Raw genomic sequence first — 25,698 nt, 5'->3', positions numbered from 1 at the left:
GTGCCAACGCTAGCGGCCGGGAGGCAGGGCCCCTCCGGGCCGGTTCCGGCGCACCGCGGAGCCTGCGGAGCGGTGTGACGGCCGAGTCCGCAGGGAGGGTCAGGACCGCAGGAAGGACTCCAGCTCCGAGGTGGTCGGGTAGGACGCCTGGGCGCCCGGCTTCGTCGCGGCGTACGCCCCGACGCCCACGGCGAACCGCGCAGCCTCGACGAGGGAGTCCCCCGCGTCGAGCCGGAGCGCCACCGCACCGGTGAACGCGTCGCCGCAGCCAGTGGTGTCGACCGGGTCGACCCGGACGGCCGTGACCTCGACCGGCTCGGCGTCCCCGTCGTGCACGACGCAGCCCGCGCCGCCTCGGGTGACGATCGACCGCGCGACGCCGTGGTCGCCGAGCGCGGCGGCCTCGTGCTCGTTCACGAGCAGCACGTCGGTCAGGTCGAGGAGCTCCTGCGGCACGGCGCCGAACGGGGACAGGTTCGTCAGCACCGTCGCGCCCGCCGCGTGTCCGGCACGGGCGGCCGCGAGCACGACGTCGAGGGAGACCTCGAGGCAGAGGCCGAGCACCCCGGCGCCGTCGAACGCGTCGGCGGGCAGGTCCTCCGGCGTCAGCGTGGCGTTCGCGCCACCGGAGATCACGATGGTGTTCTCGCCCGCGGCGTCGACCGTGATGACGGCCGTACCGGTGGCGACGCCCTGCCGGACCGCCACGTGCGTGGTGTCGACGCCGGCCGATGCGACCGACTCGCGCAGCAGCGTTCCGTTGCCGTCGTCGCCGACCGCACCGATCATGCGCACGGTGCCCCCGAGCCTCCCGGCCGCGACAGCCTGGTTGGCGGACTTGCCCCCCGGCAGGATGGCGAGGTCGGACCCGTGCAGGGTCTCACCGGGCTGCGGGAAGCGCTCCGTGCGGACCACCAGGTCCGCGTTGAGGCTGCCCACGACGACGATGCCGGTCATGCGGATGCTCCTGTCTCGGCCGAGGCCGGGCGCGGGATGAGGAAGGACGTGGCGAGTGCCGCGCAGGTGACCACGGCACCGAGGAGCATGCCACCGGAGTAGCCCGCGGTCCCCGCGGACCCGCCGGTGCCGAGTGCGATCTGCAGGGCCGGCAGGACCGCGAAGCTGATGCCCGCGCCGAGGTTGAACGCCCCCGCGTTGAGACCGGGCAGGAAGCCGGGGTTCGACGCCGGCGAGAGCACGATGCCGAGCCCGTTCAGGATGATGTTCGCGATGCCGGCGTAGGTGATGCCGATCAGCACGGTCGCGGCGACGAGCACGGGGAGCGAGTGCACGCCGACGATCGCCATCACGAGCGTCGCGACGATGCTGCCGACCAGGCCGAAGCGGAGCACGGCACGGTAGCCGAGCGTCGGGGCGAGGCGGCCGGCGAAGGGACCGACGATCCAGCCGACCAGCGCGTACGGGGTGAGGAACGCGAGTGACGCGAGGTCCGGCTCCATCCCGAAGCCGACCTCCGGGTTCTGCGCGAGGCTCGTGACGAGACCGTTCACGACCGCGAAGACACCGGTCATGGTGAGCAGCGTCGTGACGAGGAGCGCCCACGTGCCGCGACGCCTGAGGAACCGCGTCTCGACGAGCGGCTCCCGGACGCGCGACTCGACGGCCCAGAAGACCGCGAACGCGACGACGGCGACGACGATCCCGCCGACGACGAGCGCCCAGTCCGCGGCGCCGAGCTTGCCGGCCTCGTTGAACGCCGTGAGCAGCGCGCCGACACTGACGACCAGGGGCAGCACGCCCCACCAGTCCATCCGGGTGCCGGCGGACGGCTTCGACTCGACGCCCCACACCGCGACCATGGCGGCGGCGACGACCGTGACGACCGCGATGACCCAGAAGATCCCGCGGAAGCCGAAGTGCGTGGCGATCCACCCACCGGCCAGGGCGTCGACGCCGGCGATGCCGCCGTTCACCGCGGTGAGCAGGCCGAGGGCGGCGCCGTACCGCTTCGGGTCGGCGATCTCGTTGCGCAGGACGAGCAGACCGATCGGCACGACCGGGCCGGTGACGCCCTGGACCATGCGACCGACGAACAGCATCGGCACGTTGACGGCGAGGGCCGCGACGACGCTGCCGACGAGCATCACGAGGAGCATGCCGACCAGGACCCGCTTGCGGCCGACGATGTCGGACAGGCGGGGCAGGAACAGCGAGAACAGCGCGGCGATCGTGAAGAACAGGGTCTGCGAGAGGCCGATGGTCGCGTCGTCCGTGCGGAGCTCCGTCGCCATCGTCGCGAGCGCGGGGCTGAGCATGCTCGCGTTGAGCTGGAACGCGACGCACGCCGCGAGCAGGGCGGCGGTGAGGGCGGCGGTCGACTTCGTCGTCGAGGTGGTGGTCACGGTGCTCAGCGCTCCTGGTCGACGGGGGGCACGGTGGCGTCGGCGTCCTCGATCGCCGCCGCGGCGGCGCGGGGCGTCCACCCGGTGTCGGGCGTCTCGCCGATGCGCTCGAGGGCGTCCACCACGAGGTCCCAGAAGCGCTCGTGGTCGAGCTCCAGCGCGGCGCTCGTGCGGCAGTCCGCCGGAGCGGGGGCCCGGAAGTCGGCGACGGTCATCCCCAGGGTGTGGCGGCCCTGGGTCTCGACGGTGATCGGGACCTTCACGGCGCGGACGATCGTCGGGTCGATGACGTACGCGACGGCGCACGGGTCGTGGACGGGTGGGGCGTCGAAGCCCTGGGCGTCCTCGTAGGCCTTGCCGAAGAAGTCGAGCAGCTCGCCGACGAACGCGGCGGGGCCGGTGCCGACGGCGGCGATGCGCGCGGCGACCTCGGGGGTGGCGAGGGCCTGGTGGGTCAGGTCGAGGCCGACCATGACGACCTCCCAGCCGGCGCTGAAGACGATGTCGGCGGCCTCGGGGTCGATGACGATGTTGAACTCGGCGACCGGACTCCAGTTGCCGACGTGCACGCCGCCGCCCATGAGCACGACCTGCTTGACACGCTCGACGATGCGCGGCTCCTTGCGGGCGGCGAGCGCGATGTTCGTCAGACCGCCGGTCGGCACGAGGGTGACCGTGCCCGGCTCGTGCGCCATGACGGTGTCGATGATGAGGTCGACCGCGTGCCGCTCGTCGAGGTCGAACGACGGCTCGGGCAGCATCGGCCCGTCGAGGCCGCTCTCCCCGTGGATGTCGGGGGCGACCTCGATCGGGCGGAGCAGCGGGCGGTCGGCACCGGCGGCGAACGGCACGCCGGTGATCCCGGCGATGCGGGCGACGGCGAGGGCGTTCCGGGTGACCTTCGGCAGCGTCTGGTTGCCGACGACGGTCGTCACCGCGAGGAGGTCGATCGTCGGGTTGCCGTGCGCCAGGAGGATGGCGACCGCGTCGTCGTGGCCGGGGTCGCAGTCGAGGATGATCTTCTGCGTCGTTGCGTCAGGCACCTGGGGCTCCGCTTCGTCGGGGATGGGGTGTCCGCCCGGGGGCGGCGTGAGGTCTGTGCTTGACGCGGTGGGGTCCGCGTCGTGGAGGAACCAACTCCGGCGCGGCGCGTCAAGCGTTTGACATGGAAGCACGTCAAGCGTTTGACGTCAACTCCGAGCGGTCCTCACGCGCTGCCGCGTCCGCCGTCGGTAGGCTCGACGGGTGCCATCCTCCGCCGTGCCGGCCCGTCGTGTGACCGCGGCGATGGTGGCCGAGCGTGCGGGCACGAGCATCGCCACGGTGTCCCTCGTCGTGAACGGCAAGGACCGCGGTCGGGTGTCTGCGCCGATCGCCTCCCGCGTGCGCGACGCCGTCGACGAGCTCGGGTACGTCGTCGACCACGCCGCGAGCTCGCTGGCCCGCGGGACCGGCGACCTCGTGGTCCTCATCGCGCCCGACCTGTCGAACCCCTTCTTCGCCGAGGTGATCCGCGGCGTCCGCGACACCCTCGGCGACCGGTACCAGCTCGTGCTCTCGGTGACCGAGCGCGGCGCACAGCCGTCGACCGCCGATCTGCGGCGCTTCGAGCGGCTCCGTCCCGCGGGCATCCTCGTCGACGCCCCCGCCGCGGGCGAGTCCCTCGACGCGAGCGTCCCGGTCGTGCTGCTCGACGCCCCGGACGCCCCCGAGTCCGCGGTCACGGTCGACTACGACCTCTCCCCCGGCATCGACGAACTCGTCGCGCACCTCCGCGAGCAGGGGCACGAGCACGTCGCGTACCTCGACGGCACCGCACGCGTCGCCACGTTCGGCATCCGGCACCGGATGTTCGACGAGGCCTGTGCCGCCGCGGGCATCACCGTCTCGGAGCTCGGTGCCCGCGCCGACCTGACGGTGGACGCCGCCGCGGCGGCGACCGAGCACGCGATCGAGTCCTGGCACGAGGACGGCGTCACCGCCGTGGTCGCCGCCGCAGACACGCTCGCCTACGGGGTGCTGCGCGTCGCGGGCGCGATGGGGCTCCGGGTACCGGAGGACCTGGCGGTCGCCGGCTTCGACGACCTGCCGTCGTCGTCGGTCACGGCGCCGGCCCTGACGAGCGTGGCACTCCCCGGAGCCGAGCTCGGTCGGGCCGCGGCGCTCCGGCTCCTCGCGGCGCTCGACGGCACCGCGGTGGAGCCGGTGGCGCTCCCCGCGCGCCTGGTGCGGCGCGCGAGCACGGGCGGGTAGGCGGCGCGCCGCCGCACCCAGCACGAGACGCCTCGGACAGGGCGAGACGCCCCCGCTTCCGGAGGTGTCTCGGCCGATCAGGGGCGTCTCGCGGCGACGCCGGCGTGTCGCACGGCGTCAGGCGGAGGCGTCCCGCCCGGATGCCGGCGGCTCGGCGTCGACCGGTGATGTCGGCGCAGACCCACCGCCCGCCGCGCCGGTCCGCCGGGCCCGCTCGAGCTCGTCCGCCTCGGCGCCCCCGACGGCCTCGCCGCGGGCGACCATGCCGGCCGTGTCGGACAGCGTGATCTGCGGCAGGAACAGGGCGAGCAGGAACGCGATCGCGATGAACGGCAGGAGGTACCAGAACACCGGGGCGAGCGAATCGGCGTACGCATTCACGATGCCGTCCTGCACCGCCTCGGGGAGCTTCGCGACGGTCGACGGGTCGATGCTCCCCGCCGAGGACGCAGCGTCGGTGGCCGACCCTCCCGCCGAGGTGAACACGTCCGTCAGCGCGGTCGTCAGGCGCGCGGTGAAGAGCGCGCCGAAGACGGCGGTACCGAGGGAGGCACCGACCTCGCGGAAGTAGTTGTTCGTCGAGGTCGCGGTACCGACCTGCGCGGCGGGCACCGCGTTCTGCGCGACGAGGACCACGACCTGCATGATGAGCCCGAGCCCGGCGCCGAAGACGAACAGGTACGCGCAGATCAGCCAGATCGGGGTGTCCGCGGCGAGCTGCGTCATGGCGAGCATCGCGAGGGCGACCAGGACCGTGCCGACGATCGGGAACACCCGGTAGCGACCGGTCTTCGTGATGAGGGCGCCGGACGCGATCGAGGTGCCGATGAGGCCGACCATCATCGGCAGCATGAGCAGGCCGGAGACCGCCGCCGAGGTGCCGGACGCCATCTGCAGGAAGGTCGGGACGAAGCCGATCGCGGCGAACATGCCGATGCCGAGCACGAGACCGATGCCGGTGGCGAGCAGGAACGTGCGGTTGCGGAAGAACGACATCGGGAGCACCGGGTCCTCGACGCGGGACTCGACCAGGACGAGCAGGGCCGCGGCGACGACCAGGCCGGCGAACCAGGCCCAGGTCTCGAGCGCGTCCCACCCGTGCTCGGCGCTGCCGCCGAACTCCGAGAAGAACACCAGGCACGTGGTCGCGATCGACATGAGCACGACGCCGAGCACGTCGATCCGCTTCTCGGCCTTCTTGGTCGGCAGGGTGAGCGCGAACCAGGCGACGAAGAACGCCGCGATGCCGACCGGGATGTTGATGTAGAACGCCCAGTTCCAGGTGAGGTGGTCGACGAAGAAGCCGCCGAGCAGCGGGCCGCCGATCGCCGACAGGCCGAAGATCGCGCCGAGCGGGCCGAGGTACTTGCCGCGCTGCGAGGCGGGCACGATGTCGGCGATGATCGCCTGGGACAGGATCATCAGGCCGCCACCACCGAGGCCCTGCATCGCCCGGAACGCGACGAGCTGCGTGAAGTCGCCGGCGAAGGCACAGCCGGCCGAGGCGATCGTGAAGAGCGCGATCGCGACGAGGAACAGGTTGCGACGGCCGAGGACGTCGCCGAACTTGCCGTAGATCGGCATCACGATGGTCGAGGCGAGCAGGTACCCGGTGGTGAGCCAGGCCTGGTGCGCGACGCCGCCGAGCTCACCGACGATGGTCGGCATCGCGGTGGAGACGATGGTCTGGTCGAGGCTGGAGAGCAGCATGCCCGCGATGAGCGCGGAGAAGATGATCCAGATCCGGCGCTGCGTCAGGAGCAGCGGTCCGTCGGATCCGGGGCGGGCACGCTTCGTGCCCTGCGCGGTGGTGCTCATGCGGTGTGGTCCTGTCCGGTGGTGGTGATGGCCGCCCTGAGCTGGCGGAGGTTCTCGGTGAGCAGCGCGTCGAACGTCGGGCCGGAGGTCTCGTCGAACGCGTCGTCGAAGTACTCGCCGGCGGAGACCTTGAGCAGACCCGCGGCGGCCTCGGCGACGAGCTGCGCCCGCCGGTCGTCCGGGTCGGTCCACCCGAAGCGCTGCCGGACGGCCTGGCCGACGGCGGCGAGCTGAACCTCGGCAGCGGCGAGGAACTTCGCGACCATCGCGGGCTCACGCTCGAAGACCCGGCGGACGAGGGCCTCGTCGGCGCGGTCGATCCCGACGACGTGCACGTGCTCGATCGCGAGCGCGACGATCGACCCGAGCGGGTCGAGGTCGGCCGGCACGAGCGAGCCGTCGACGTACGCCGCGAGCAGCTCCTCCGTCGCGCCCTGCTCGATGCCGAGCACGGCGTCGTCCTTCGACGCGAAGTGGTTGAAGAACGTGCGGCGGGAGACGCCGACGGTCTCGCAGAGCTGCTCGATCGTGAAACCGTGCAGGCCGTGCTCGATGGTCGCCCGGCGTGCCTCGACGACCATGCGTCGACGCAGCACGCGCGTGCGTTCGGTGGTGCTCACCGAGCAAGAATTGCACTCTGCTGCTGAGAGTGCAACACGAGGACGGGTTACAGCGCCTTCGCGAAGCAGTAGGACCAGGGCATCGTCGCCGCGTACGGCTCGTAGACGTCGATCTGCTCCCACCCGGTCTTGCGGTAGAGCGCGACGGCTTCGGGCTGCTTGTCCCCGGTCTGCAGGATGACGCGCGCGGCGCCGGCCTCGCGGGCGACCTGCTCACCCTCGGACAGCAGCGCGGTGGCGGCACCCTTGCCGCGGGCGGCGGCGAGCACGATGAGGCGCTTCAGCTCGACCTCGTCACGGAGACGGCGGACGGCGATGTGCCCGAGCGGCGTGCCGTCCTCGTCGAGCGCGAGGATCGAGGTGATCACGGTGGCGGGATCGACCGTCAGGGCACGGTCCCGCTCGGCGGTGACCGCGGGGTCCTCGTCCCGGTGCCCGGCGCCGTAGCGCTCGTGCATCTCCTCGTCCATGGTGGCGCGGAGGGCCACACCACGCGGGTCCTCCCAGGCGACGCGCTCGATCGTGATCACGATGGTCCATCCTGGCACGCGCCGGAGCGCTCGGTTGCGCCGTCACCCGCGGCCGTGCCCTCAGCGCAGCGCGGCGATCGGCCCCTCGCCGGCCTGCAGCGCGCGCAGCACCGCGGCAGCGTCGTCGTACACCGCCGCCGCCCCGGCACCCCGGAGCTCGTCGCCGCCGATCCCGCCGGTCATCACCCCGACGCAGGGGAGCCCGACCGTACCGGAGGACTCGACGTCCCACATCGCGTCACCGACCATCACCGCACGGTCCGCGGCCACCCCGACCTTGTCGAGGGCGACCTGGATGATCCCGGGCGCGGGCTTGGCCTCCTCCACGTCCTCCGAGCTCGTCTCGGCGGTCACCCACGCGGACGCGTCGAGGAGCTCGCGGAGCACCGACAGCTCCGACTCCGGCGCGCTCGTGGCGAGGACGACCGCGTGGCCGGCGTCGGCGACCGCCTCGAGCAGCTCGCGGGCCCCGGGCAGCAACCGCAGCTGCGGCATGTGCTCGGAGTAGTACGCGGTGTGGAACTGCTTCGCCTGGTCCCGGACCTCGTCGGAGGCGTCGGGCAGCAGCTCCTCGAGCAGACGGCCCGAGTCCATGCCGATCGCCCGGTGGACGCGCCACGCGTCGACCGACTCGCCCGCCGCACGGAACGCCCGCCACCAGGCGTCGACGTGCGCGTAGTTGGAGTCGACGAGGGTGCCGTCGATGTCGAAGAGGACGGCGGTCGAGGGAGCATCAGCCATCCACCCAGCCTGCTCCCACGACCGCCGGACCGGTCCAGGGTCGCGCCGTCAGACCTCGATCGACGAACCGACGGGCAGGATCGACGCCGGGACGCCCCCGAGCCCCTCGGTGCCGAACATGCGGACGTTCATCTCCTGACCGCCCTCGCTGAGGAGCAGCTCGTGGATCTGCACCACGCGCTCGGGGGCGACCGCGCGGACGTAGTCGACGCCCTCGCCGGTCTTCGCCCACGGGCCGCTCGTCGGGACGAGCAGGGTCCGGACCGGGACGTCCGGCACGAGGTAGGCGTCGCCCGGGTGGAACACGGCGTCGTTCACGAGGTAACCCACGTTCGCGATGGTCGGGATGTCACGGTGGATGACCGCGTGCTCCTCGCCGAGGACGCGGGCGGTGAAGGGCCCGACCTCGACGGTGTCGCCCGCGGTGACCGTGCGGACGCGGCCGTCGTGGTCGCCAAGCTGCTCGACGACCGACGCCGGGCCGTGGACGACGACGTCGGCGTTGCGCTCGAGTCCCGCACGGATCGCGTCGACAGCGAAGTGGTCGGCGTGCTCGTGGGTGACGAGGACCACCGTGGCCGCGGCGACGAGGTCGGCGGACTCCGGCGTGAAGGAGCCCGGGTCGATGACGAGCGAGGCGCCGTCCTGCTCGAGGACGACGGTGGCGTGGTTGTACTTCGTCAGCTTCATGCAGCCAACTGTACAACACTGTTGTACAGTTGGCTGGTCCTTCAGTCGGCCCGGCGGGCCAGGCGCTCGAAGACCTCCGGCAGCCGGGCCAGCAGGGCGCGCTCGTCGTCGTCGAGCTCCGCACGCATCGCGGTTGCGAGCCAGTCCGCACGGCCGTCCATGTCCTGCTGCAGCGCGGCTCTGCCCGCATCGGTGATGCGGATGACCGAGGCCCGCCGGTCGGTCTCGGACGCGGTCCGCTCGACGTACTCCTGGTTCGTCAGCTCCGCCACCGTCCGGGACTGTCCCTGGTGCTTCACCCCGCGTCGCCGCGCGAGCTCCGCGATCGTCATCGGCCCCTCGCGTCCGAGGAACCCCAGCGTCGCCGAGTGCGCCGGCGGCAGGCTGTCGCCCTCGCGTCGGGCCGCGCGCACGAGGCGGCCGATCGACCGGCGCAACTCGGCGGCGAGCTCGTCGATCTGGTCCATGGGCCACGACGCTACCGCGGAACGGACGGGAGGCCCGTGGCGGTGTCGCCACGGGCCTCCCGTCCGTCCTGTGCTGACGTCCGTCAGCTGCTGCGCACGTCGTCCGCGGCGCTCTTCGCGTGGTCCTGGACGTCGGACGCGGCGCCCTGCGCCTCGTCCTTCACGGTCTGGGCGGCGTCCTGCGCGGTCCCCTTGAGGTCCTGCGCGTGCTCCTTCGCCACGTCGCCCAGCTGCGACCCGACGTCCTTCGCCTGGGACTTGACGTCCTCGACGAGGGGTGCCGCCTTGTCCTTGAGCTCACCGGCGAGCTGCTCCTCCTTGTCGGAGGTCGGGATGAGCGACGACGCGAGCCACCCCGCACCGAAGGCGATCAGGCCGACGGCGAGCGGGTTGCCCTTCGCCTTCCGGACGCCCTCGTGCGCGACGTCCTTCGCCCGGTCGGTCGCACCCGAGGCGGACCCCGAGACGCTCGAGCCCGCCGAGTGCGCGGACCCCATCACGGAGTCGCGGACGCCCTGGAAGCGGCTCTTGACCTTCTCGCTCTGCCGGTGGGCGATGGACGAGGGGCTGACCTTGTCGGCCAGGGCGTCGACGTCGGACCCGAGGGCACCGCGGGTGCGCTCGATGTCGGCACGGATCTCTTCTGGGGTGCTCATGGCTTCCTCCCGGTGTTCGGCTTGAGTGCTTCGGGGACTTCCTTGACGGTCTCGACCGTCTGCGGGACGCCCTGGATCTCCTTGATCTCCTTGCGTCCACGGACGTAGAGGATCGCGGCGACGATCGCGTAGACCACGGCGATCACGACGGCGGACCACGCGTTGCCGATGAGGTACCCGAGACCCCACCACGCGGCGATGGACAGGAACAGCAGGGCGAACAGGGCGGTGAGCCCGGCGCCGCCGAACATGCCGCCGGCCTTGCCCGCCTTCTTGGCGGACTCGGTGAGCTCCGCCTTGGCGAGGGCGACCTCCTGGCGGAACAGCGACGACAGGTCCTTCGACACGTCGGTCAGCAGTTCGCCCAGGGGCGTCGTGGCGGCGCGTTCCTCGGGCGTCGGCTCGCCCAGCGGGGTCGCGCCCGGGACCGTGTGGCTCATACGCCGCTCCCGGTGCCCGTCGAGGACTCGCCGGCCTCCTTCTCGTGCTTCACCTCGGTGGCGAGGGCCTTCGTCAGGCGTCCGGCGAGGATGCCGGCGCCCGCGGCGAGCGCGATGAACGTGCCGGGACGCTCCGCGGCGAAGGACTTCACCTCGTCGAGGAGCGACCCCGGGTCGCGGTTCTCGAGGTACCCGGCCGCGGAGCCCGCACGGTTCGACAGGTCGCGGACGACCTTCGCGGCGATGCCCTGCTCGTCGTCCTTGTCGGCCATGCGGCCGAGCTGCTCGCCGAGGCTGCGGAGGCCCCCGGCGGCGCGCTCCTGCTGGCCGGCCGCCTGCTCCTTGAGCGTGTCGGAGGCCTGGGAGTAGAGCTGCTTGGCGTGGTCGGTCGCCTCGGAGGCGACGTTCGACGCCTGCTCCTTCGCGGTACCGGCCACGTTCGCGGCCTTGTCCTTCGCGTCGCCGGCGACGTCCTGCGCGGCGCCCTTGGCGGCGTCGGCCTTGCCGCCACCGTCGGTGCCGCCGGCGCCGGAGCCCGCGCTGCCGGTGCCCGTGCTGGTGCCCACGGGCGGAAGGTAGCCGGTGCTCGTCGTCGTGGAGTCGTGCAGCGGTGCCGAGGCGCCGGCGGCGGACGGCGTCGCCGGGAGCTGCTCGTCGGCGGGCAGCGCGTCGAGCGGCTCGACGTCGTCGAAGCCCTCGGGTCGGCGGACGTCGCCCTCGGGCAGGAGGACGTCGTCGAACTCGCGGTCGGTGTCGCGCGGCGCGGGGGTGTCGCTGCCGAACGAGGGCACGGTCACGCCCGGGTACACCTCGTGTCCCTCGGACGCGGCGGTGCGGTCGTGGATGGGCGTCCCGGAGTCGTTCCCGGGTGGGTTCGTGGTCATGGTCGGCCTTCCGGTTCGGTCGCGGCGGGTACGGCACCCGTCGCGTGGACCCGACGGTGCGCGACCCTGCCTGCGCCACACCACAGGAACGTCGGCAAACGCGGTGACGCCCGCCCCCGACGGCCCGTCCAGCACCCCTCCGGCAGGATCGGGGGGTGCCGCTGGTCTCCGTCGTCGTCCCCGTGCTCGACGACGCCGAGCACCTGCGCCGGTGCCTCGCCGCCCTCGCGGCACAGACGCGGCCCGTGGACGAGGTGGTGGTCGTCGACAACGGCAGCACCGACGACAGCGCCGCGGTCGCCCGGGCCGCCGGCGCGACGGTGCTGCACGAACCGGTCCGCGGCATCGCCCGGGCCTCGGCGCGCGGCTACGACCACGCCTCGGGCGACGTGCTCGTCCGGCTCGACGCCGACTCGGTCCCGCCGCCCGGGTGGGTGGCGGCGGCGGTCCGCCTCCTCGGCGGCACGGGGGTCGTCGCGGTCACCGGTCCGGGCCGTCCGCACGACGGCGGTCCGCTGGTCCGACGGCTCTGGGACACGCTCTACATGGGCCCGTACTTCGTCCTGATGCGCGGCGCGCTCGCCCGGCCGCCGCTGTTCGGGTCCGCGACGGCGATGCACCGCTCGACGTGGCTCGCGGCGCGCTCACGGACGCACCGCGACGACCCCGAGGTGCACGACGACGTCGACCTCTCGATGGCACTCGACCCGGCGTGGCGGGTGGTCGTGGACCGAGCCCTGCTCGTCGAGGTCTCGGCGAGGCCCTTCTCGGGCGTCGCCTCGGCCGCGCTCCGCACCCGGCGGGCGTTCCACACGTTCCGGGTGCACGGCCGTCGGGCGAACCCCTGCCGACGGTGGGCGCGGCGGTGCCGGGCCGCGCTCCGCGCCTGCCTCCCGTCCCGCTCCCGGGGCGCCTGGTCCGGCCGCTGACGAGGGCCCGGCGCTCCGGTCACGATCGGGTGTCGGGCCGGCCACGGATCGGTCTCGGGGGCACCGGCGGTCGTCGCGCCCGGCTACCGTCGGGGACGAGCGGGCCGGCGCCTCCGTCGGACCGCGATCGAGGGGGAGAACCATGCGGCACGCGCCCGCCACCACACTGCTCGTCACGATCGGCCTCGGTGCCGCACTCGTCCTGAGCGCCTGCACGGACGGATCGACCACCGGCCCGAGCGCCACAGCCACGTCCACGTCGGCGGCGAGCACGGGTGCGGCGACGACCGCGCCGACGAGCGACGCCACGGCGGACGCCGGCAGCACGCCGAGTCCGACCTCGACCATCCCGCAGGTCCCCGGCGTCGACCACGACGGCGGCACCCTGCCCTCGTCGTGCAGCGGACTGGTCACCGCTGGCAGGTGGCAGTTCACCGACGACCCGCTCAACGACCCCTCGGTCGTCGGCGATCCCGTCGCCGTCCCGAAGACCGCCTTCACCCCGGTGCTGCAGCCCGGTGGCGGGCGGCTGTACTGCGTCTGGCGCGACCCGCGGGTGGACGTCACGAACGTGGTCATCGACGTCGCCGTCGTCGACTCGACGAAGGCGTTCGCCGCACTGCAGCAGCTGTCGGGCTTCGACTGCGACCGCGAGTCCGAGGGCTACCGCTGCCAGAAGATCTCCCAGAACCCGCAGTACCCGGTCACCGACGGGGACACCTACTTCACGCGTGGCGACATCGGCATCCGCATCACCCAGTCGAACGTCCCGACCGACGGCCTGCTCGAGGACGTCGAGGCGCACGTCTTCGGCTGACCCCTACCCGTCGTCCTGCCGGGAAGCGGGCCGGGACCGCACGTGCGCCCGCTCCCCCTGCGGCCCGTACAGGCAGAGCACCTCGGTGACCTCGTCCGTCGTGTTGCCGACCCAGTGCGGGGTGTGGGTGTCGAACTCGACCACCTCGCCGGGTCCGAGGTCGAAGTCGCGGTCGCCCAGCAGCAGCCGCAGGCGCCCGGACAGCACGTAGAGCCACTCGTACCCCTCGTGCGTCCGGAGGGTCCGGTCGCTGTCCGCGGGCTCCGGCGGGATGAGCTGCTTGAAGGACCGGACGCCGCCGGTGCGCCGCGTCAGCGGGATCACCACCCGTCCGCCGTGCCGCTCGGGCCTGAGGTGCACCCGCGGGTCCCCCGTCTGCGGCGCTCCGACCAGGTCGTCGAGCGGCACCTGGTAGGCGCGGGCGAGCGGCAGCAGGAGCTCGAGGGTCGGCCGCCGCTGGCCCGACTCGAGCCGGGAGAGCGTCGACACCGAGATCCCGGTCTCGTCGGCGAGCGCCGCGAGGGTGACCTGGCGGCGCTCGCGCAGCGCCCGCAGGCGTGGGCCGACCGCGTCGACCACCTCCGCCGTCGTCGGCGGGGTGATCCGTTCCTCCCGGCTGTGCACCATGGTGGCCATGTTGCCAGACCGGCAAGCATCCTTGCTGGTCTCGAGCAGGTCGCGCAGGCTGCGACCATGCAAGAGAACTTCGACGTCATCGTCATCGGCGGCTCGGCCGCCGGCCTGTCCGCCGCGCTCATCCTGGGGCGCTCGCGACGCTCCGTGCTCGTCGTCGACAGCGGCGAACCACGGAACGCGCCGGCCGCCGGCGCCCACAACTACCTCGGGCGCGAGGGCGTCGCGCCGACCGAGCTGACCCGGATCGGGCGCGACGAGGTCGCCGCCTACGGGGCCGAGGTGACGGCCGGGAGGGTCGTGGCCGCGTCCGTCACCGCGGGCACCGACACCGACCCGGTCGGCTTCTCGGTCACGCTCGACTCCGGCAGGGTCGTCACCGCCCGCCGGTTGGTCGTCGCCTCCGGCGCCGTCGACGTCCTGCCGGACGTCCCGGGGCTCGCCGAGCAGTGGGGACGCGGGGTCGTCCACTGCCCGTTCTGCCACGGGTGGGAGATCCGCGACCGACGCATCGGCGTCCTCGTGACGACGCCGAACGGGGCGCACCACGCGCAGATGTTCCGCGCCCTGAGCGACCGGGTCACCGCGTTCGTCATCGACCCGGACCTGCTCGACGACACCGCCCGCAGCGCCTTCCGGGCCCGGGGCATCGCGGTCGTCGAGGGGCCGGTGGCCCGGGTGCTGTCGACGGACGGGGTCCTCACCGGGGTCGAACTCGGGTCGGGCGAGGTCGTCCCGCTCGACGCCCTGGCGGCGGCGAGCACGGCGGAGCCGCGGGTCGCGTTCCTCGAGGGGCTCGGGCTCCGGGCCGAGGACGTCGTGGTGAACGGGTTCCGCTTCGGCGGCGGCCTGACGGTCGACGCGACGGGGCAGACGGGCGTGCGCGGAGTCTGGGCCGCGGGCAACGTGACGTCGCCCATGGCCACGGTGATCGCCTCGGCCGCCGCGGGGACCCAGGCGGGGGCCGCGGTGCACGGCGACCTCGTGCAGGCCGACATCGCGGCGGCGCTCGCAGCGGCCGCTGACCCGAGCGTCCCGACCGGTCAGTCGACGCGGTAACCGGCCTGGGCCGCCAGGAGGGGTGCGAGGGCGAAGAGCTGGTCGGAGCCGATCGTGGCACCGCGCAGACCCTCGAGCCGCTCCACCCGGTCGAGGTCGGCCTCCCGCAGGTCCACGTGCTCGATGCGGCTGTTCGTCCCCTCGACGGCGCGGATGCTCGTGCCGGGGAAGGACACCCGGAGCAGCCGGGCGTCGGCGACGTCGAGCTCGTCGACGACGCAGTCGCGGAAGACCACGTCGGTCAGCGTCGAGCCGCGCAGGTTCACGAACCCGAGCTTCATCCCGACGAACTCGACCCCGTTGAGCGTCGCGTCGTACAGCTCGGCGGAGCCGACCCGGCCACCGGCGACCCGGACCTCCCGCCAGGCACTGCTCGACGCCCGGAGCACGGGGGCGTCGAGCGTCTCCACCACGGAGTCGCGGACGCGCAGGCCGCGCAGGTCGGCGTCGTCCGCGCGGAGGGTCTCGACCACGCACTCCTCGAGCTCGAGGTCGGGCAGACGCTCCCCCGCCAGGTCGAGCACGGCGACGCGCTTGCCCTCGACGCGGTCACCCGTCAGCAGGTCGCCGGGGGCCGGCGTCCAGTCCTCGAGGTCACGGGGGTCGACCGGGGTGATGCGGGGAGCGACGGTGCCGGTGGGCTTGCCGGGGGTGCGGGCCATGCGCTCAGTCTGCCGTGGCGGCCCGACGTTCGAGCACGCTGTCGAGCCGGAGGTCCTTCGCCGGGCCGCGGGCCTCCCAGCGCACCGTCCACCGGTCGGCACTGCCGGCGAGCACGCCCGTGTAGTCGTCGGGCGCGCACGCGTGCTCGACGGACGCGCCCCACGCCCAGTCGTGGAACACCCGGCCGTCGGCGAAGTGCACGGTCCAGCGGTCGTCCTGGCCGTGGCGCACGACGAGCGTCCGGGACACCGGGGTCTCGCGGCCGTCGAGGCGCATGACGCCGGCCTCGTCCCAGCGGACCTCGTCGGGCGTCACCAGTGTCAGGGACGTCGTCCCGGCGACGTCACCGGTCACCCCGGCCCGGCGGTCGACGACCGTCCGGCGCAGGGTCCACTCCCCGATCAGGTCCGTCGGCAGCATCCCGCCAGGCTACGCGCGGAGGGCCTCGGCCCGGGCCGTCCGGTGCTCGTCGTCGGAGATCACGCCATGACGGTGCAGGTCGTCGAGTTCGGCCAGCCGCTGCTCGAGCGTCGTCGGCGGTGCGAGCGTCTGACTCTGCATCGCCCGGTACGCCAGGTCCTCCTGCAGGGTCAACGGGTTCTGACCGCGGTCGGACATGCGCTTGGCGCGGTAGATCGCCAGCACGATCGTGGCGACGATGCCGAGCACCACGAGGACCCCGCCGACCGTGATGATCGTCGCGGCGACGTCGAACGCCGGCGGGATCAGCGGGTTGTTCCCCTCGTCCGGGAACCCGAAGTCGTCGATCGACATGACACCCTCCCCCTGGGGCACGATCGCGCCCTCGTCGGGATCGTAACGCGCCCGTTCCTTCCCAGCACACCCGCGATGGAAGGTGGTTCCGGGCGTCCCTGGTCGAACGGATCGACCGGGTACGCCCGGAACCTCCGGGTACGCCCGGAACGACCAGGCATGCGAGGGCCACCACCGACGCCCGGAACGACCGCCCGCAACCGCTGCCGCCCGGGCCCCGCCTCAGCCGCGCAGCGGCCCCGACGCCTCCACGTTCGCGCCGTCCGCGAACCCGCCCACGAGCTCGCGCAGTGCCTCGTCCGCCGTGTGCCGCGGCTCCCACCCGAGCTCGCTCCGGGCCCGGTCGGTCCGCATGATCGGCACCCCCGCGGCGATGTCGAGCCACCCGGCGTCGGTCGGCTGGAGCCGGAGCCGCCAGGTGAGCGTGACGATCCCGCGGAGCAGCCGCAGCGGGATCCGCACGGCGCCGAGCATCCCGAGGGCCCGTGCGATCCGCGGCGGCGTCAGCACGGGGGTCGCCGCGATGTTGAACGCGCCCGCGGCCCGTCGGTCGATCGTCCGCCAGAACGCGTCCGCCAGGTCGTCGGCGTGCACGGCCTGGAACACGAACGGCAGCGGGAGCGGCAGGACCGCCCAGCGGACCCACCGCACGATCGACATCGGCACGAGGTGGCCGAGGAACAGCCCGCGGAGCTCGGCGGCGACCCCGCGTTGGAACACCAGGCCGGGGCGGAGCCGGGTCACGACGACCTCGGGGTGGGCGCGCTCGAACGCGTCCATCGCCCGCTCGTTCTCGGCCTTGTGGATCGAGTACGTCGCCGTCGGGATGCCCGTCGCCGGGAACGACTCGTCGACCGGCGTGCGCTTCCCGTCGACGTCGACGCCGCGGTAGGCGCCGACCGACGACGCGACGACGACCTGCCCGACCCCGGCGCGAGCGACGGCCTCGAGCACGTTCGCCGTGCCGGTGACGTTCGTCCGGTGCTGCGCGGGGATGTCGTGCGTCGGCTGGAGCGCCCACGCCAGGTGCACGACGGCGTCCGCGCCCCGGAACGCCGCGGTGAGCTCGTCGACCGCCCGCGGTGCCCCGACGTCGACGGCGCGCCACTCGGCGACGTCGTAGGGTGCGACGCGCGCGTCGGGCAGGCGGCGGGCGACGCCGACGACCTGCAGGCCGTCCTCGTCGCCCGCCCGGCCGTCACCGGTGAGCCGTGCCGCGGCGAGCCGCCGCAGCACGGCGGTGCCGACGTTGCCGGTGGCACCCACCACGACGACGCGCATCAGCGCACCAGTCCCGACCGGTCGCCCGTCACGCCGCGGCCATCGAGGGGTCGAGCACGACCTTGATGCAGCCGTCCTCCTTCTTCTGGAAGACGGAGTACATGTGCGGGGCGTCCTCGAGCGCCACCCGGTGGGTGGTCAGGTCGAGGGTGCCGAGCGGGTCCGAGGGGTCGGACACGAGCGGCATGAGGTCGTCGACCCAGCGGCGGACGTTGCACTGCCCCTCGCGGATCGTGATCTGCTTGTCGAACAGGGTCATCATCGGCATCGGGTCGGCCATGCCGCCGTAGACACCGGACAGCGACACCGTGCCACCACGGCGGACGAGGTCGATCGCCGCGTGCACGGCTGCGAGCCGGTCGACACCGGCGGTCTCGATCGCCTTCTGCGCGAGCTTGTCGGGCAGCAGCCCGGCCGCGCGCTGGGCGAACCCGGCGACGGGGTTGCCGTGCGCCTCCATGCCGACCGCGTCGACGACACCGTCCGGACCGCGCCCGTCGGTCAGGTCGATCAGCTTCGACACCATGTCGTCGTCGAGGTCGAACACCTCGATGCCGTGCTTCGCGCCGAGGTCGCGACGGACCTGCTCCGGGTCGACGGCGAGCACGCGGTAGCCCAGGTGCTTGCCGATGCGCGCGGCGAACTGGCCGACCGGGCCGAGGCCGAGCACCGCGAGCGTGCCGCCCTCGGGGACCTCGGCGTACTGCACGGCCTGCCACGCGGTCGGGATGATGTCGCTCATGAAGAGCCACTGGTCGTCGGCACCGGTGTCGGGCACCTTGATGGGGCCGTAGTCGGCGTGCGGCACGCGCAGGTACTCGGCCTGGCCGCCGGGGACCTGGCCGTACATCTTCGTGTACCCGAAGAGCGAGGCACCGGTGCCGTACTCCTTCACCTGGGTGGTCTCGCACTGCGACTGGAAGCCGTGCTGGCACATCCAGCAGTGGCCGCAGGAGATGTTGAAGGGGACGACGACGCGGTCGCCGACCTTGAGGTTCGTGACGGCCGAGCCGACCTCCTCGACGATGCCCATCGGCTCGTGGCCGAGGACGTCGCCCTTGTCGATGTACGGGCCGAGGACCCGGTACAGGTGCAGGTCGGAGCCGCAGATCGCCGTGGAGGTGATCCGCACGATCGCGTCGGTCGGCTCCTGGATGGTCGGGTCGGGGACGGTCTCGACGGACACCTTCTCGGTGCCCTGCCAGGTCAGTGCGCGCACGTCGCGTTCCTCTCGTGGTCGCTTCCGAGCCGGCCGGGAGGCACGACTCGCGTGACCTCCTCGCTACGCGCCCGCCCCGTGGTGCGTTCCCAGCCCCGTCCGCAGCGCGCTGCGGCGGCGGTGGTGGGGCGGGCCTCCCGTCCGCCCCGGTGGCCGGTCGGCCACCGGGGGTCAGCCCGTCCGCCGATGTGCGGATCCGCAGGCTCGACCACGCTGGGACCGATGGACCACGGCACCACCCGACGCGCACTCCTCGCCGGCGCGACCGGCGCCCTCGCGACGGGGGTGCTCGCCGCGTGCTCGACCGGCAGCCGACCCGCGGGGCGGACCGCCTCGGCGACCACTCTCCCGACGGCCACCGCCACGGGGACGCCGAAACCGACGCCGACACCGACGGCGACGTCGACCCCCACCCCGACACCGACGCGGCCCGCACTCACCCGCGTCCCCCTGCCCGCCGGGACCGTGACCGCCCTGCCCGCCCGTACCCCCGGGATCGCGTGGACGGTCGACGACGGGGCGTCCGCGGACGTCGTCGCCGCCTACGCCCGCTCCGCTTCGGCCACCGGCACGCGGTTGACGTTCTTCGTGAACGGCGACCGGCCCGCGTGGACCGAGCACGCCGACCTGCTCCGCCCGCTCGTCGAGTCCGGGCAGGTGCAGCTCGGCAACCACACGTGGGACCACCCGGCGCTGACGAAGCTGAGCGACCAGGCGATCCAGGACGAGCTCACCCGGAACCACGAGTTCCTCGAGCGGACCTTCGGCGTCGATGCGCGCCCGTACTTCCGGCCGCCCTTCGGGTACCACGACGCCCGGGTGGACCGTGCGGCGGCGGCGGTCGGCTACACGACCCCGCTGCTCTGGTACGGCACGCTCGCGGACTCGGGCGACATCTCCCCGGACCAGATCGTCGGCTTCGCCGAGCAGTGGTTCCAGCCGGCGCACATCGTGATCGGGCACGCGAACTTCCCGGGCACCATCGGGGCGCTGCCGCGGCTGCACGCCCTGCTCGAGGAGCGCCACCTGGCGACGTACACGCTCGACGACGTCTTCTCGCGCTGACCCGTCGCGGTGCCCGTCCGCGTGCTCGTGCCGCGAAACGCAACGTCGGCGGTTCCTCGCAGTGCCCTACCGCTGCGAGCAGTCGCTCCCGTTGCGTCTCGCGGGCGGCGGAGCCTGCGCAGGTGCGCTCGCGTCAGCCGCGCAGGCGGTCGCGCTCGGCCGCGGGCAGGTGCTCGGTCGCCGTCGCGCGCGCCGCCGGTGACAGGAACCGTCCCTGGCGCTCGAGGAACGCCACGAGCGCGGGCTCCGACGCCCGCTTCCCGGTCTCGCGCAGCACCCACCCGAGGGCGGACTGCACGGTCTCACCGCGCTCCCGGACGAGCCGGCCGGCGATCGCGAGCGGCACCTCGGCGTCGCCCTGCTTGACGAACGCCAGGGTCGCGACGGCCGCGACCCGACGGACCATCGCCACGTCGGACTTGGCGAGGGCGAACAGCGGTCCCGTCGAACCGCCGACGAGCGGCGCCCCGACGAGCTCCTCGGCGGCGATGTCGACCAGGACCGGGTCGTCGAACCGTTCGGCCTTCGCCGCGGCGAGGTACTCCTCGGTCAGCTCCGGGTCCGGGTGGGCGCGCATCGCCTGGACGAGCAGCACGACGGCCACCAGCCGCGCCCCGGGGTCCTCGCTCCAGAGCAGTGCGGACCGCTCGCCCGCGTCGAGGTCGGCGAACTGCCGCGCGACCCGGCGTGCACCCGCCACGTCGCCGGGGGTGCGGGCGAAGGCGGCGAGCACGGCCTCGGCGTCGCGGGTGTCCATCGCGACCACGCTAGCCGCTCGACGGGCACCCTCCGGCCAGGGCGATCAGGCGCTGCAGCGCCCTCGACTCACCGGAAGGAGAGCACCTTCAGCGGGTCGACGAGCGTGCTGCCCTGGCGGACCTCGACGTGCACGTGCGGACCGGTGGACTGGCCGGTGTTGCCGGACTTCCCGATCTGCGTGCCGACCTTGACGACCTGGCCCTTCTGCACCTGGATCGCGCTGAGGTGCGCGGTGAGGACGGTGGTCATGCCGTAGGTGACGACGATGTAGTTGCCGTACGACGCGTTGTTCGGGACGACGGACGTCACCGTACCGGTGCCGGAGGCGTACACGGGCGTCCCGACGGGCACCGGCGCATCCGTGCCCTGGTGGTAGCGCGGGACGTGCCCGGCGCCGCGGTCGTCGCCGTAGCGCCCGGAGATCTTGGTGCCGACGACCGGCCAGGACAGGCTGCTGACCTTCCGCGTCGACCAGACACGGGTGTCGGCCTTGCCGTAGAGCACGACGTTGCCGTCGACCTGCACGAGCAGCTGCCCGGCACCCGCTCGGCTGGTGCTCGACGCCCAGAGCGCCCGCTTGTCGACCGAGTAGACGACGAGGTTGCCGTCCGTCTGCACCGCCGCGTACGCACCCTTGTTCCCGCTCGTCCGGGAGCTCCAGACCGCCTTCCCGTCCACGGTCTGCACGAGGTTGCCGTCGGCCTGCATGGTGAGCTTGCGCGCCCCGCTGCCGTCCGAGGTCAGCGCGGTCCCGGAGGCGATGACCGACCCCGCGGACACGCGGTCCTGGTAGGTGCGGGCCTGCCACACGTACTTCCCGTTGACGTCCATGGACGTCATGACGCCGTCGGCGCCGATCTGCAGGTGCTTGCCGACGTGTCCGGCCTCGCCCCAGCGGGCGATGAGCTTGCCGCTCCGGACGATCGTGATCTGCCCGTCCGGGTTGACCACGGCGCTCGCCCCGGGCGACGTCGACGTGCCCGACGCCCAGAGCACCCGGCCGCCGATGCCGTACTCGACGAGGTTGCCGTCGCCCTGCATGGTGAGCCGGAACTGGCCGTTGCGGGAGGTGAGCGAGTCCCCGGGGTTGATGAAGGTGTTGGCCTTGACGGTCCCGACGTACGTGACCGCCGCCTGGGCCGGGGCGGCTGCGACGACACTGCCGGTGAGGGTGACGGCGATCGCCGCCACGACGGCTGCGAGCCGTCGGGTGATGCTGCTGCGCACGGAAGGAGGTTCCCCTGATCGGTGTGGTCCCGTGGATGACGGGTCGTGGCCTGGTGGCCACGTGACGGCAGCCCGCCCTGTCCGGGCCGCCGAACGATGGTCACCCGGCCAGCGGCAGGAGACAAGGCCGCGGGCGACATCCGTTCTCCCCAGTTCCGGGGGTAGCAGCGGCCGGCGGATCGCCTCATCTGTTACACGATGGAAACAGACTGTGTACAAAACGGAGTGAGCAGGCGTGATTGTATGCAATCACCGCACTCCTGAGCGCGGCTCCACAAGAGCCGCCACGCACACCGCACGCTCCAGGAACACGATGTCCAACTCCCCCGCTCGACGCCGCCGGACACTGCTCGCGCTGCCCGCCGTCGCCCTGGCCGCCACGCTCGCCCTCACGGCGTGCGTCCCGGTCCAACGCTCGAAGGCCGGCGGCGCCACGGCCGGCACCGTCACCACCGTCGCGGTCGGCGACCGCCAGGTCCGCGAGGGCGGTGACCTCGTGATGGCGCTCTCCGCCGAACCGGACCGGCTCGACCCGACCACGTCGTCGTCGCTCTACACCCGGTACGTCATGGAGACGATGTGCCAGAAGCTCTACGACATCGATGCCGAGGGCACGGTGGTCCCGATGCTCGCGACCGAGCTGCCGACGGTCTCCGACGGCGGGAAGACCGTCACGTTCCCGGTCCACACCGGCTACCGCTTCGCCGACGGCACGCCCTTCGACGCGGCCGCCGTCGTGACGACGCTCGAGCGGAACCTGACGAAGGACGACTCGAGCCGGAAGAGCGAGATGGGTCCCGTCACGGGCATCGAGGCGGTCGACGACCACACGGTCCGCCTGCACTACAGCACGCCGTTCGCCCCGATCACCGCGGCGCTCGCCGACCGGGCCGGCATGGTCATGTCGCCGACCGCCCTCGAGCAGGAGGGCGACGGCTTCGGCGACGCCCCGGTCTGCGTCGGCCCGTACAAGTTCGTCGAGCGGGTGCCGCAGACGTCGATCACCGTCGAGCGCGACCCGATGTACCACGACCCGGCGAGCGCGCACTTCGACCGCATCACGTACCGGATCATCACCGACGCGAGCATCCGCGCGCAGAACCTGAAGTCCGGGGACGTCCAGGTCGCGGACACGATCTCGACCCAGGACGTCGACGAGCTGATGAAGCGGAAGGACCTCGAGGTCCTGCGCACCGGCTCGCTCGGGTACCAGGGCATCACGATCAACCTCGCGAACCAGGACGGTGTCGGCACCGATCCGAAGCCCCTCGACACCCCGCTCGCCACCCAGCGGAAGGTCCGCCAGGCCCTGTCGATGTCGATCAACCGCGGCGAGCTCGTGCAGAGCGTCTTCCGCGGCTGGGCGGACGTCGCGTGCTCCCCGATCCCGGACACGAGTGCCTTCGCGACGGACGCGAGCAAGGCGTGCCCGGCGTACGACCCGGAGCGGGCGCAGGAGCTCCTGGAGGAGGCCGGCGTCGAGCAGCCCTTCCCGATCGAGATGGAGGTGACGAACACCCCCGACACGGTCCGGTTCGCCCAGGCCCTGCAGGCGCAGGCCCGCGCCGGCGGCTTCGCGATCACGATCACCCCGGTCGAGTACACGACCCTGCTCGACGACCAGACGCGCGGCGACTTCCAGGCGCTGCAGCTCGGCTGGTCGGGCCGCGTCGACCCGCACGGCAACATCGGTTCGTTCCTCGGCACCGGCGGCGGCAACAACTACCCCGGGTACAGCGACCCCGAGGTCGACGACCTGATCAGTCGCGCGGCGCAGGCCACCGACCAGCAGGAGCGCGCCGACCTGTACGGCCAGCTCGTCACGAAGGTGCAGCAGGACGACCCGATCATCTACCTCTACCGGACCCGCAGCATCACCGGCGTCAGCACGGACGTCGCCGGTGTCTCCACCTACGCCGACGGCGTGGTCCGACTCAGCCAGGCGGCGTTCGTGGAAGGCGGCGACAAGTGATCCGGTACGTCCTGACCCGGCTCTGGCAGGCGGCGCTCACGCTCGTCCTCGCCTCGATCGTGGTGTTCTTCGGGGTCCGGCAGCTGCCGGGCGACCCCGCGCTGGCCCTGGCGGGCGAGGAGGCGAGCCCCGAACGGCTCGCCGCCGTCCGCGCCGACCTCGGCCTCGACGACTCCCTGCTCGTGCAGTACTGGCGCTTCGTCGTCAACGCGCTGCAGGGGGACCTCGGCCAGTCCACCCGGACGGGCACACCCGTCACCGAGCTCCTCGGCGCGACCCTGCCGGTCACGCTGTGGCTCGCGCTCTACGCGATCGTCGTCGCGGTCGTCGTGGGGGTCGCCCTCGGCACCCTCGCCGAGCGCTACCGCGGCCGCTGGCCCGAGTGGATGGCGAACGCCGCCGCGCTGGTGGGCCTGAGCGTGCCGAACTTCTGGCTCGGCATCCTCGCGATCGTGTGGCTCGCCGCGGGGCTCGGCTGGTTCCCGGCGTCCGGCTACGTGCCGGTGACGAGCGACCCGGTCGGCGCCCTGCACCACCTGACGCTCCCGGCCCTCATCCTCGGCACCTCGCTCGCCGCCGTGATCATGCGGCAGACCCGGGCGTCGATGATCGAGACGATGAAGACCGACTTCGTCCGGACGGCCCGCGCGAAGGGCCTGAGCCGTCCGCGGGTGCTGTTCCGGTACGGGTTGCGGAACTCGATGATCGTCGTCGTGACGATCGTCGGCCTGCAGCTCGGTGGCCTGATCTCCGGCGCCGTCGTCACGGAGCGCATCTTCGCGCTGCCGGGCTTCGGCAAGCTCACGCTCGACGCCGTCTTCACCCGTGACTACCCGGTCATCCAGGCCGTCGTGCTCGTCATCACCCTCGGCTACGTCCTCATCAACTTCGCCGTGGACGTCCTGTACTCCGTCATCAACCCGAAGATCCGCGTCGGAGGAACCGCATGACCACCATCACCGCCCCCTTCGACCTCGGCTCGAGTCGCGGCCGGATCTGGAAGCAGGTCCGGACGAACCGGCTCGGCATGACCGGCGGCATCATGCTCGCGGTCGTCGTGCTCGCCGGGATCACGGCGCCGCTGGTCGCCCCGCACGACCCGACGGCGACCCACTTCGACCTGCCGTTCCAGGTGCCCTTCACCGTCGGCTTCGGGTTCGGCACCGACGACCTCGGTCGCGACATCCTCTCCCGGACGCTCTACGGCATCCAGGTCTCGCTCGTCGTGGGCGTGCTGTCGGTGCTCCTCGCGGTCGTGGTCGGCACCCCGCTCGGTCTGCTCGCCGGGTACTGGCGCTGGCTCGACGCGATCATCAGCCGCCTGACCGACGTCGCGCTCGCGTTCCCGTTCCTCATCCTCGCGGTGGGCCTGGCGGCGATCAGCGGTCCGAGCCTGACGAACGCCGTCATCGCGATCGGCATCTCGCACGTCCCGGCGATGATCCGCATCGTCCGCGGCGAGACGCTCCGGATCACCAGCGCCGACTTCGTGACGAGCGCGAAGACCCTCGACGCCGGCGGCGCGCGGATCATCCTGCAGCACGTGCTGCCGAACTGCGTCTCCGCGATCATCGTGCAGGCGACCGTGATCATGCCGGTCGCGGTCATCGGCGAAGCCCTGCTCTCCTTCCTCGGCCTCGGCATCCAGCCGCCGACGGCGAGCCTCGGCATCATGCTCTCGGACGCGCAGCAGTACCTGGGCCAGGCCCCGTGGGCCGCCGTCGTGCCGGGCGTCGCGATCGCGGTCATCTGCCTCGGCTTCAACCTGTTCGGCGACGCCCTGCGCGACGCCCTCGACCCCACCGCATCGGACCGCTGAGAACACCGCCGAGAACACC

Annotated in this window: 28 protein-coding genes; 8 read left to right on the top strand and 20 right to left on the bottom strand. The window is 72.8% G+C overall.

From position 1 onward, the window contains the following. Nucleotides 1-99: 99 nt before the first annotated feature. From AB0N84_RS12770 to AB0N84_RS12760, 3 genes are read right to left on the bottom strand one after another with little or no spacing between them, the layout of a single operon-like run. On the bottom strand, nucleotides 100-957 hold the full coding sequence (locus AB0N84_RS12770; RefSeq protein ID WP_363546848.1) for a ribokinase: 858 nt from the start codon (nucleotides 955-957) through the stop codon (nucleotides 100-102). Then, entirely contained in the window at nucleotides 954-2,372 is a 1,419-nt protein-coding gene (locus AB0N84_RS12765; protein ID WP_363546879.1) for an MFS transporter, read from the bottom strand. The genes AB0N84_RS12770 and AB0N84_RS12765 overlap by 4 nt, the downstream gene beginning before the upstream one ends. Next, nucleotides 2,369-3,406 (bottom strand): nucleoside hydrolase, encoded by a 1,038-nt coding sequence (locus AB0N84_RS12760; RefSeq protein WP_363546846.1) that lies wholly within the window; start codon nucleotides 3,404-3,406, stop codon nucleotides 2,369-2,371. Before AB0N84_RS12760 ends, AB0N84_RS12765 begins: the two co-directional genes overlap by 4 nt. A 202-nt stretch (nucleotides 3,407-3,608) precedes the next feature. Here AB0N84_RS12760 and AB0N84_RS12755 point away from each other — a divergent pair, with 202 nt between their 5' ends. Next, the gene (locus tag AB0N84_RS12755) at nucleotides 3,609-4,616 is read left to right on the top strand and encodes a LacI family DNA-binding transcriptional regulator (RefSeq protein WP_363546843.1); all 1,008 of its coding nucleotides are present in this window, start codon (nucleotides 3,609-3,611) and stop codon (nucleotides 4,614-4,616) included. A 117-nt stretch (nucleotides 4,617-4,733) separates the two neighbouring features. On the opposite strand, the gene AB0N84_RS12750 is transcribed toward AB0N84_RS12755, so the two are convergent. From AB0N84_RS12750 to AB0N84_RS12710, 9 genes are all read right to left on the bottom strand, one after another. Further along, entirely contained in the window at nucleotides 4,734-6,434 is a 1,701-nt protein-coding gene (locus AB0N84_RS12750) for an MDR family MFS transporter (protein ID WP_182046855.1), read from the bottom strand. Then, the gene (locus tag AB0N84_RS12745; protein ID WP_363546840.1) at nucleotides 6,431-7,054 is read right to left on the bottom strand and encodes a TetR/AcrR family transcriptional regulator; all 624 of its coding nucleotides are present in this window, start codon (nucleotides 7,052-7,054) and stop codon (nucleotides 6,431-6,433) included. Before AB0N84_RS12745 ends, AB0N84_RS12750 begins: the two co-directional genes overlap by 4 nt. Nucleotides 7,055-7,101: 47 nt before the next feature. Next, nucleotides 7,102-7,584 (bottom strand): GNAT family N-acetyltransferase, encoded by a 483-nt coding sequence (locus tag AB0N84_RS12740; RefSeq protein WP_363546837.1) that lies wholly within the window; start codon nucleotides 7,582-7,584, stop codon nucleotides 7,102-7,104. 60 nt (nucleotides 7,585-7,644) lie between these two features. Next, the gene (locus AB0N84_RS12735) at nucleotides 7,645-8,325 is read right to left on the bottom strand and encodes an HAD family hydrolase (RefSeq protein ID WP_363546834.1); all 681 of its coding nucleotides are present in this window, start codon (nucleotides 8,323-8,325) and stop codon (nucleotides 7,645-7,647) included. Between the two features lie 48 nt (nucleotides 8,326-8,373). After that, on the bottom strand, nucleotides 8,374-9,015 hold the full coding sequence (locus tag AB0N84_RS12730; RefSeq protein WP_363546831.1) for an MBL fold metallo-hydrolase: 642 nt from the start codon (nucleotides 9,013-9,015) through the stop codon (nucleotides 8,374-8,376). Between the two features lie 41 nt (nucleotides 9,016-9,056). Further along, nucleotides 9,057-9,482: a MarR family transcriptional regulator gene (locus tag AB0N84_RS12725; RefSeq protein ID WP_363546828.1), complete on the bottom strand. Its 426-nt coding sequence runs from the start codon at nucleotides 9,480-9,482 to the stop codon at nucleotides 9,057-9,059. 83 nt (nucleotides 9,483-9,565) lie between these two features. Next, nucleotides 9,566-10,138, bottom strand: a complete 573-nt coding sequence (locus AB0N84_RS12720; RefSeq protein WP_182046859.1) for a DUF3618 domain-containing protein — start codon at nucleotides 10,136-10,138, stop codon at nucleotides 9,566-9,568. Continuing rightward, nucleotides 10,135-10,578, bottom strand: coding sequence for a phage holin family protein (locus AB0N84_RS12715; RefSeq protein WP_289459337.1), 444 nt, complete (start codon nucleotides 10,576-10,578; stop codon nucleotides 10,135-10,137). Before AB0N84_RS12715 ends, AB0N84_RS12720 begins: the two co-directional genes overlap by 4 nt. Next, entirely contained in the window at nucleotides 10,575-11,462 is an 888-nt protein-coding gene (locus AB0N84_RS12710) for a hypothetical protein (RefSeq protein WP_363546824.1), read from the bottom strand. The genes AB0N84_RS12715 and AB0N84_RS12710 overlap by 4 nt, the downstream gene beginning before the upstream one ends. Before the next feature lie 155 nt (nucleotides 11,463-11,617). Here AB0N84_RS12710 and AB0N84_RS12705 point away from each other — a divergent pair, with 155 nt between their 5' ends. After that, nucleotides 11,618-12,391, top strand: coding sequence for a glycosyltransferase family A protein (locus tag AB0N84_RS12705; protein ID WP_289459335.1), 774 nt, complete (start codon nucleotides 11,618-11,620; stop codon nucleotides 12,389-12,391). A gap of 142 nt (nucleotides 12,392-12,533) precedes the next feature. Continuing rightward, on the top strand, nucleotides 12,534-13,208 hold the full coding sequence (locus tag AB0N84_RS12700; protein WP_363546821.1) for a hypothetical protein: 675 nt from the start codon (nucleotides 12,534-12,536) through the stop codon (nucleotides 13,206-13,208). Between the two features lie 3 nt (nucleotides 13,209-13,211). On the opposite strand, the gene AB0N84_RS12695 is transcribed toward AB0N84_RS12700, so the two are convergent. Further along, nucleotides 13,212-13,835 (bottom strand): helix-turn-helix domain-containing protein, encoded by a 624-nt coding sequence (locus AB0N84_RS12695; RefSeq protein WP_363546818.1) that lies wholly within the window; start codon nucleotides 13,833-13,835, stop codon nucleotides 13,212-13,214. A gap of 66 nt (nucleotides 13,836-13,901) precedes the next feature. On the opposite strand from AB0N84_RS12695, the gene AB0N84_RS12690 reads away from it, so the two are divergent. Continuing rightward, a complete protein-coding gene (locus tag AB0N84_RS12690) occupies nucleotides 13,902-14,900 on the top strand; it encodes an NAD(P)/FAD-dependent oxidoreductase (RefSeq protein ID WP_363546815.1) in 999 nt (332 codons plus the stop codon). Here the strand turns inward: AB0N84_RS12690 and AB0N84_RS12685 are convergent. The 5 genes from AB0N84_RS12685 to AB0N84_RS12665 all read right to left on the bottom strand — a co-directional run bounded on the left by AB0N84_RS12685 (nucleotide 14,885) and on the right by AB0N84_RS12665 (nucleotide 18,837). After that, nucleotides 14,885-15,562, bottom strand: a complete 678-nt coding sequence (locus AB0N84_RS12685) for a pentapeptide repeat-containing protein (RefSeq protein ID WP_182046867.1) — start codon at nucleotides 15,560-15,562, stop codon at nucleotides 14,885-14,887. The two genes, AB0N84_RS12690 and AB0N84_RS12685, sit on opposite strands and share 16 nt — an antisense overlap. A gap of 4 nt (nucleotides 15,563-15,566) precedes the next feature. Then, entirely contained in the window at nucleotides 15,567-15,983 is a 417-nt protein-coding gene (locus tag AB0N84_RS12680; RefSeq protein ID WP_289459331.1) for a DUF6314 family protein, read from the bottom strand. A gap of 9 nt (nucleotides 15,984-15,992) precedes the next feature. After that, nucleotides 15,993-16,337 carry a hypothetical protein gene (locus tag AB0N84_RS12675; protein ID WP_363546811.1) on the bottom strand — a complete coding sequence of 115 codons (345 nt, stop codon included), beginning with the start codon at nucleotides 16,335-16,337 and terminating at the stop codon, nucleotides 15,993-15,995. Nucleotides 16,338-16,559: 222 nt separating this feature from the next. Next, nucleotides 16,560-17,618, bottom strand: a complete 1,059-nt coding sequence (locus AB0N84_RS12670) for an NAD-dependent epimerase/dehydratase family protein (RefSeq protein WP_289459329.1) — start codon at nucleotides 17,616-17,618, stop codon at nucleotides 16,560-16,562. A gap of 28 nt (nucleotides 17,619-17,646) precedes the next feature. Then, nucleotides 17,647-18,837, bottom strand: coding sequence for a zinc-dependent alcohol dehydrogenase (locus tag AB0N84_RS12665; RefSeq protein ID WP_069711910.1), 1,191 nt, complete (start codon nucleotides 18,835-18,837; stop codon nucleotides 17,647-17,649). 222 nt (nucleotides 18,838-19,059) lie between these two features. Here AB0N84_RS12665 and AB0N84_RS12660 point away from each other — a divergent pair, with 222 nt between their 5' ends. Beyond that, a complete protein-coding gene (locus tag AB0N84_RS12660) occupies nucleotides 19,060-19,902 on the top strand; it encodes a polysaccharide deacetylase family protein (protein ID WP_363546807.1) in 843 nt (280 codons plus the stop codon). 133 nt (nucleotides 19,903-20,035) lie between these two features. Here the strand turns inward: AB0N84_RS12660 and AB0N84_RS12655 are convergent, their stop codons facing one another. Together AB0N84_RS12655 and AB0N84_RS12650 are read right to left on the bottom strand one after the other, a co-directional pair. After that, nucleotides 20,036-20,659, bottom strand: coding sequence for a DNA alkylation repair protein (locus tag AB0N84_RS12655; protein ID WP_363546804.1), 624 nt, complete (start codon nucleotides 20,657-20,659; stop codon nucleotides 20,036-20,038). Nucleotides 20,660-20,727: 68 nt separating this feature from the next. Further along, nucleotides 20,728-21,888 carry a peptidoglycan DD-metalloendopeptidase family protein gene (locus tag AB0N84_RS12650; protein ID WP_289459325.1) on the bottom strand — a complete coding sequence of 387 codons (1,161 nt, stop codon included), beginning with the start codon at nucleotides 21,886-21,888 and terminating at the stop codon, nucleotides 20,728-20,730. A 313-nt stretch (nucleotides 21,889-22,201) separates the two neighbouring features. Here AB0N84_RS12650 and AB0N84_RS12645 point away from each other — a divergent pair, with 313 nt between their 5' ends. From AB0N84_RS12645 to AB0N84_RS12635, 3 genes are read left to right on the top strand one after another with little or no spacing between them, the layout of a single operon-like run. Beyond that, nucleotides 22,202-23,860, top strand: coding sequence for an ABC transporter substrate-binding protein (locus AB0N84_RS12645; RefSeq protein WP_363546801.1), 1,659 nt, complete (start codon nucleotides 22,202-22,204; stop codon nucleotides 23,858-23,860). Then, nucleotides 23,857-24,810, top strand: a complete 954-nt coding sequence (locus tag AB0N84_RS12640; protein ID WP_182046875.1) for an ABC transporter permease — start codon at nucleotides 23,857-23,859, stop codon at nucleotides 24,808-24,810. Before AB0N84_RS12645 ends, AB0N84_RS12640 begins: the two co-directional genes overlap by 4 nt. Continuing rightward, the gene (locus AB0N84_RS12635; protein ID WP_069711902.1) at nucleotides 24,807-25,679 is read left to right on the top strand and encodes an ABC transporter permease; all 873 of its coding nucleotides are present in this window, start codon (nucleotides 24,807-24,809) and stop codon (nucleotides 25,677-25,679) included. Before AB0N84_RS12640 ends, AB0N84_RS12635 begins: the two co-directional genes overlap by 4 nt. The last annotated feature ends 19 nt before the right edge of the window (nucleotides 25,680-25,698 follow it).

The organism is Curtobacterium sp. NPDC089185, from assembly GCF_040685235.1.
In the GTDB taxonomy this organism is placed as follows: Bacteria; Actinomycetota; Actinomycetes; order Actinomycetales; family Microbacteriaceae; genus Curtobacterium; species Curtobacterium citri.
The sequence above is the reverse complement of the archived record's forward strand: the minus strand, read 5'-3'. Positions and strand labels throughout refer to the sequence as shown.